This is a genomic window from Psychromonas aquimarina ATCC BAA-1526 (assembly GCF_000428725.1).
GTDB lineage: Bacteria > Pseudomonadota > Gammaproteobacteria > Enterobacterales > Psychromonadaceae > Psychromonas > Psychromonas aquimarina.
On sequence record NZ_AUAM01000093.1, the window covers coordinates 1 to 5,182 of the forward strand.

At 38.3% G+C, this 5,182-nt stretch carries 6 protein-coding genes; all 6 read left to right on the forward strand.

The annotated features are described in order from the left end of the window. Positions 1-234: 234 nt before the first annotated feature. The 6 genes from G337_RS0118620 (at position 235) to G337_RS0118645 (ending at position 4,996) form a co-directional block, all read left to right on the forward strand. Complete coding sequence (locus G337_RS0118620) at positions 235-531, forward strand: type II toxin-antitoxin system Phd/YefM family antitoxin (RefSeq protein ID WP_245597685.1); 297 nt, start codon at positions 235-237, stop codon at positions 529-531. Next, positions 532-840: a type II toxin-antitoxin system RelE/ParE family toxin gene (locus G337_RS0118625; RefSeq protein ID WP_028865220.1), complete on the forward strand. Its 309-nt coding sequence runs from the start codon at positions 532-534 to the stop codon at positions 838-840. It abuts the gene before it with no gap. A 66-nt stretch (positions 841-906) separates the two neighbouring features. Next, on the forward strand, positions 907-1,386 hold the full coding sequence (locus tag G337_RS28355; RefSeq protein WP_084605501.1) for a DUF4158 domain-containing protein: 480 nt from the start codon (positions 907-909) through the stop codon (positions 1,384-1,386). Between the two features lie 498 nt (positions 1,387-1,884). Further along, positions 1,885-2,283 carry an IS200/IS605 family transposase gene (gene tnpA, locus G337_RS29610; protein ID WP_028865222.1) on the forward strand — a complete coding sequence of 133 codons (399 nt, stop codon included), beginning with the start codon at positions 1,885-1,887 and terminating at the stop codon, positions 2,281-2,283. Positions 2,284-2,636: 353 nt separating this feature from the next. Continuing rightward, entirely contained in the window at positions 2,637-3,944 is a 1,308-nt protein-coding gene (locus G337_RS0118640; RefSeq protein WP_028865223.1) for a ParA family protein, read from the forward strand. A 2-nt stretch (positions 3,945-3,946) separates the two neighbouring features. Beyond that, the gene (locus G337_RS0118645) at positions 3,947-4,996 is read left to right on the forward strand and encodes a hypothetical protein (RefSeq protein ID WP_028865224.1); all 1,050 of its coding nucleotides are present in this window, start codon (positions 3,947-3,949) and stop codon (positions 4,994-4,996) included. Positions 4,997-5,182 lie beyond the last annotated feature (186 nt).

Genomic DNA, 5,182 nt, shown 5'->3' on the forward strand with positions numbered 1-5,182 from the left:
GATTTTGCGTGCACATGAGGTGCGCTCTTGATGACTTTAGTCATCTGCACCGAAATACGCTAACCCACCTACTTTAGTAGGTGGTAGTTGAGTTAGATAGTGTCATATATTATAGGTTTATTTAAGTGGTGTCATTGCGTAATTGTCTATGCTAAATTGCGGGTGTTGTTAGGGTATACCCTATTCGTACTTGCATTAAAGATAACTTGGCTAAAATCGTTCGATTCGTTTATAATGAACGAATTAATCAATATTGGAGGTAAAACGATCATGCAAGCACTCTCAGCCAATGATGCAAAAACTCAATTCGGTAACATGTTAATGAAAGTGCAACGAGCACCAATTCAAATTAACAAAAATGGCAAGCCAGTTGCCGTTGTTATTTCAGTAGATGAATACCATAGTATAGAAACTTTAAAATTACGCTTATTGCAATCCAGAGCAGCAAAAGCAACTAACGATATTAATAATGGCAATACGGTAGATGGAGAGCAATTTTTTGATGAGTTAGAATCCGGACAACACGATTAGATGGTCGCTCATAGACTCACTATAGATGCACGAGCAGATATCATTGAAATCCGTCGCTATACATTAAATCAATGGGGGAGCGAACAATCAAAAAAATACCTCGTTGAGTTGCGTCAAACCATAAGAGTATTGTCAGAAACACCGACGATAGGCAAAAAACGTCGTGACGTTGGTACCAATGTGTATAGCTTTCCTTATGTCAGTCACGTGATTTATTACATTTATGATAAGCAATCGTTAATCGTGTTTGGTGTTCTGCATAAAAGTATGCTGCCTCGCTTGCACCTCGATGACCGAAATACTATGTAACCTCTACTTAAGATCAAGCCATAACTAATTTAAATATTGTGAAGTCATTACTACTAAAGGATTGGCATGCCGATTGAATTTCTGACCGAAGAACAAAAAAATCAATATGGTTGTTTTAATGGTGAACCAAATGACACGCAGTTGGTCCGTTATTTTCATATCGACGATACCGCGCTAACGCTTATTAATAAACGGCGTGGCGATTACAATCGGTTAGGGTTTGCTTTGCAATTAACGACAGTAAGGTTTCTTGGTACCTTCTTGCCTGATCGAACAGATGTGCCAATCAATGTACTCAATTTTATCGCACAACAAGTCGATACAGGAACTGACAATTTAAAACAATATATGAGTCGTAAGGTGACTCGTTATAGTCATAGTACTGAGATACAAAGCTTTTACGGTTATCACGAATTTAATAATGCCTATTGGGGGGGGCGCCCATCCGGTTTCTTTACAACCCAAGTCAATACCAACACTTGCTTTGCCATGGCTTTGCTCTGCTTCAACTTCCACAACAACATTGAAGTACCAGCGTCCCCTTGAGTCTTCATTGAATGATCCTGACTTGAAAGTGTACTGAGATAAACCGTAGCTATCCCAAACCCCAAAATAATGGCGATTATGGTAAACCTGCCCATTCTTGAAGCTAATGCAATCCTTACGAACTGTGAGCGCTTAGCGCCGCCTGTTTTACGCCAGTTTAGCTTGTACTTTTTGAACTGCTTACGCCTTGTTACATACTCATGCCCTACCATTTGAACAGTCGCAGAGTTAAGCCCAAACGTTTTATTCATACCCTTGGTATGCTTTTGGAGATCATACCCCGATAGGAATACAGGTTTTACTGCTCCAAACTCACTGGTGTTTTTAAGGCTGTTCATTGAAGTTTCATTGCAGAAATTCCACACTTGATTCACACCGTAAGCCCATTTTTTAAGGATACTTACATGTTTATCACGAATTCTTACTTTTAGCGTTTTTGTGTGGACTTTGATTTTCATAACTGCAGAATATACATATATTCTATTTTGGTGTAAATCTATGAAATCACATTACCATTGCGTTTATGACATAAAGTACCATTTAGTGTTAGTTACTAAATACAGAAACAAATGCTTCACAAGCGAAATTTTAGATAGCCTACAGGATATTTGTAAAAAACAATGTGAAAAATGGAGTATTGAGTTAATTGAATTTTGGGGAGAATCGGATCACATTCACTTAATGCTCGGTTTGAATCCAACAATTGAACCTGCCAAGTTCATTAACAGCCTAAAAACAGTTACCAGTAGGCTAATTCGCAAGCAATACGCAGAACATCTAAAAAACTACTATTGGAAGCCTGTTTTATGGTCGAGGGCATACTGCTTACTAACAGCAGGTGGTGCACCGCTTGAGGTGATAAAAGAATACATACAAAACCAAAACAGACCAACATAAACAGGGTTATGCCCTGTAAGCTATCCATCACCAGCCAAGCTACACTCGCTAACGCTCGGTAGTTATGGCCGGAGAATTCCGCTTAAACTGTTAAATTTAACTCAATAGTTTTAATTTTTCAGTTTCAGTTTCAGTTTCAGTTTTAGTTTCCATAATTCACGCCTTATATATTTGCTGACTGGGTGATTGCGGCGCACTTCTGGCGCTAAAGCAAGTGTGTTTTTGTGATACTGCTTGTTTTTTGTGCTTTTGGTATGCTTTATTGCTATGTGTGGTGGTAATTCGCTTGCTGTAAGTGATATTGCTGTATATTATTGCTTTTAATTACTTTTTCACTTTATTAAGGAATATTCATGGGCATACGTTTAATGAGTCCTAGAAAAACATTATTAAAACTAACAAGCATGGCGGACGCTCTAAATAATATTATTAATAGAAAAAAGGCTCATGCTAAATTTGATAACGGTATTGTGGGTGAGGAAAGTAATGATGTTAATATCGCTCCTAATTTAAAAAAATATCGCATATATAACCAGAAGGATTTATCCATTGCGCTTGGTTTGTTTAATACTAAATCACTATCTAAGTTGATCGATGATATTGGTGTAGATGGTATCTATTTAAATGAAAAAAACGCTAAAATTTGGCGTTTTAATCAGTTAGCAGTTAACAAACTTTTAGAAGCAACCGGTAGACGGTTGAAATTTGTGCGTACCGATAAACAATCATGTCAGGTTTATGTCGTATCAAATTTAAAAGGCGGCGCCGGTAAGACAACTTCGGTGTTTAACTTTGGAGCTGGGTTGGCTAATGCAGTAGGCTCATTCTATCGCGTTGGAATTATAGATCTTGATCCACAGGGGTCATTATCAGCTAAACTTGTTCCTTATCTTAGCCCCGATGCGTTTACTGTATCAGACTTTCTGTGTAATGATTTAGAGCTTGATGAGGGAGAAACTTTTGAACAAATTGTATCTGAGTCATTCTTGGAAACAAACATTCCCCATCTACGTATTTTACCTGCTTCAATCAATGACATTCGTTTTGAAGCTCATGTAAAGAATAAAGCTTCCGAAGCTTTCGCTAGGAATGAATCTTTTAGTGCTCATGACTCACTTGAGCCAATCATCGAAGCGGTAAAAGATCAATTCGACATTATTTTTATTGATACCCCGCCAAAAGTTACAGAATCTGTTATTGCTGCGCATTATAGTGCCACCAGCTTAATTATTCCTTTACGACCGGCTGATAATGATCGAGATTCTTCTGCCAAGTATTTAACGACGTTGAGCAATGTGTACAAAACTTTAATGAATGTTGGCCATAAAGGGTATAACAACGTGCGAGTTGTGCATGTAGGGGTCAGTAATTCCGCTGTAGACAAAGAAATATCTAGTCAAGTTAATGTGGCTCTTAACGCCTCATGCTTACCTGATTTCGAGAACAGTGAAGCGTTAAAGAAATGTGATGCTCAGTCACTTTCAGTTTTTGAAATATCACCCTTTGATTTTGCTAAACAAGGGGCTAGTCGCAAAATTACTCAGAACGGAAGTAGAACACAGCTTGAAGCTGCTCAAGTAAATCTTACTAATATAGCGCTTAATATCGAGGCCGATATGCAGAATGTTTGGCAAAATGAAGAATGCGGCGGAGAGCTTTAATCATGGCTAAAAAGAATGTAGTTAATGCAACTGATGTTGCGCTTGAGTCTGCAGGTCTTCCTGCCTCGTTAACACAGAAAAATGAAACAGATTTTCAGTACGAAGAAGCTAATACTGCAAACATGTCTTTACCAGAACAGTTACGCGAGTTTTCTAAAGATAATGTTAGCGAACTATGCTTTTCAATGGGTGATGAGAAATTCAACCTTGAACTGATTACGGTTGAACACTACGACATTCAAACAGCTACAATCGTCCACCTGGAAAATGGTCGAGACCAGGACTGGTTAACTAAAATTGGTCTAGGAAAACTTATAACAAAAATCCAACTAAGGGGGCAATTATTTCCAGCGCTTGGTTTCTGGGGAAAAAATTCAAAAGACGAAGTTGTTATCTTTGTTGTTGATGGTTCTCGCCGTCGTAGTGCTTGTGTTTTTGCAAAACAACTTTTTAAAATTTACGTGTCTGATAAGCCCCTTAGCGATGGGCACGTTGCTTTGCTTACAGACGAAGCGAATGAACACAAAAAGGAGTCGTTGGCCGAACGTGGTGCCAAATGGGCTGCGATTAACGAAGAGCTTAAACTTTCACTTCGAGCTCTTGCCGTTGAAGTTGGGGAGAATAAAGATACCGTTTCAAGGGGGTTAATAGCTCATTCTATTCCTAAAGAATTAATGAACACATTCCCTTCACCATCAGATCTTGGTTGGAATATAATTAAGGTTCTCAATAAGATTGTTAAGGTGCTCACAGCTAAGCAGTTGGATAAACTTATAGCGCAAATAAGAGAAGAAACAGATTACTCTGATTTATCCCATACAGATGAGCCAATAGCACTTAATATTAAGCATAAAGACGTTGTAAAGCTGATTGCACACTTTATCAATAAGAACACAGCTTCTAAGTCCAACTGCGACACCGAGAACCTGCTTGGTGATAAATCAGTTGGTACTATTACTGTACTAAAATCCGGTGCATTAGATATTTCTCTTAAACAAGTTAATCCTGAATCGATTGCTGATCTCATTAGTCGCTTAGAGGAATACAAATAATGCCTCTAAGTTTGTTTCCGAAGCATTAACAATAAGCCATCAATCATAAAGTAAAGTTCATTTGCCGCGTGGCATATGAACTAGCCGTTGAAACTCAACTACCACCTACTAAAGTAGGTGGGTTAGCGTATTTCGGTGCAGATGACTAAAGTCATCAAGAGCGCACCTCATGTGCACGCAAAATCA

Excerpts from the sequence above, each read along its gene's own strand:
- G337_RS0118645 (WP_028865224.1), top strand. The coding sequence starts at position 3,947 with ATGGCTAAAAAGAATGTAGTTAATGCAACTGATGTTGCGCTTGAGTCT.
- G337_RS0118620 (WP_245597685.1), top strand. The coding sequence starts at position 235 with ATGAACGAATTAATCAATATTGGAGGTAAAACGATCATGCAAGCACTC.
- G337_RS0118625 (WP_028865220.1), top strand. The coding sequence starts at position 532 with ATGGTCGCTCATAGACTCACTATAGATGCACGAGCAGATATCATTGAA.
- G337_RS28355 (WP_084605501.1), top strand. The coding sequence starts at position 907 with ATGCCGATTGAATTTCTGACCGAAGAACAAAAAAATCAATATGGTTGT.
- G337_RS0118640 (WP_028865223.1), top strand. The coding sequence starts at position 2,637 with ATGGGCATACGTTTAATGAGTCCTAGAAAAACATTATTAAAACTAACA.
- tnpA (WP_028865222.1), top strand. The coding sequence starts at position 1,885 with ATGAAATCACATTACCATTGCGTTTATGACATAAAGTACCATTTAGTG.